This window comes from Geodermatophilus chilensis, assembly GCF_002802985.1.
Lineage (GTDB): Bacteria > Actinomycetota > Actinomycetes > Mycobacteriales > Geodermatophilaceae > Geodermatophilus > Geodermatophilus chilensis.
In genome coordinates this window covers 1-1,204 of record NZ_NVPT01000363.1, presented here as the reverse complement: position 1 = coordinate 1,204, position 1,204 = coordinate 1, and the positions used below count along the sequence as shown (strand labels likewise).

The window sequence follows — 1,204 nt, the reverse complement described above, 5'->3', positions numbered from 1 at the left end:
TGACGCGGGAGGAGAAGGCCGCGGAGTTGCAGCGGGTGCAGGCCCGCCGGGCGATGGACGCCGCGTACGAGGCGGAGCTGGTGCTGGGGTTGGCCGACGACACCCCGGACACCCTGGATCCGCCGGCGGACCAGCCGGGTGTACGGCGGGGGTCGTGGGCGCCGGAGCCGGAGCTGCCCGGAGTGTCGCAGTTCTTTCCCGCCGAGCTGGCGATGGTGCTCAACTGCGGCCGCCGGACCGCATCGCACCTGGCCCAGCGGGCCTGGACCTACCGGGAGCACCTGCCCGCCACCTGGGCGGCGCTGGCCGCCGGCGCGCTGGACGAGCCCCGGGCGAAGGTGCTCGCCGACGTGCTCGGCCTGACCTCCCCCGCGCTCGCCCGGCAGATCGAGGCGCAGCTGCTGGGCGAGGCCGGCGACCTGTCGCTGGGCCGGCTCAGGGCCAAGGCGCTCGCGCTGCTGCTGAAACTGGACGCCTCAGCGGTCGACGCCCGCCGCAAGCAGGCCAAGCGGCAGGCCGACGTGCGCACCTATCCCTCGCAGCTGGAGGGCATGGCCACCCTGGCCGCCGAGCTGCCCGCCGACGAGGCCGCCGAGGCCTTCGACCTGATCGACCAGCTGGCCCGGATGGCCAAGGCCGACGGCGACGAGCGGCCCATCGGCCAGATCCGGGCCGAGGTCTGCTCGCTGCTGATCCGCCGCCCCGCCGACCACGGCCTGCCCGGCGTCACCGCAAGGGTGACGGTGACCGCCGCCCTGGACGCCCTGGAGGGCGCCGCGGCCACGCCGGGATCGGTGAACGGCCTGCCGATCACCGCCCGGCACGTCCGCGAGCTGCTGGCCCGCCTCGGCGCCCTGGGCCTGCGCGCCCCCGAGGGCGGGTCGCTGACTTGCGCGCTCACCGACGGCGACGGGCGGCTGCTGGCCACCGCCACCCCCGAGCAGCTGGCCCGGGCCGCGCGCCGCGGCTGCCCCGACCACCCCGACAGCCAGTGCACGTGCCCGGTGCTGGACCGCCCGCCGCCCACCGAGGCGCACGACCCCACCGCCGCCCAGCACGCCTTCCTCACCACCCGCGACCGCGCCTGCCGCTTTCCCAACTGCGGGCAGCGGGTGGGCTGGGCCGACCGCGACCACGTCCTCCCGCACGCCTGCGGCGGGGCCACCGACTGCGCCAACCTCTGTTGTCTGTGCCGCAGCCACCA

1 protein-coding gene is annotated in these 1,204 nt (G+C 76.7%); it reads left to right on the top strand.

The features are described from left to right. Window positions 1–1,204 (top strand): HNH endonuclease signature motif containing protein (locus CNO22_RS27165; protein ID WP_100502315.1); only part of this gene is annotated, 1,204 nt, incomplete at both ends.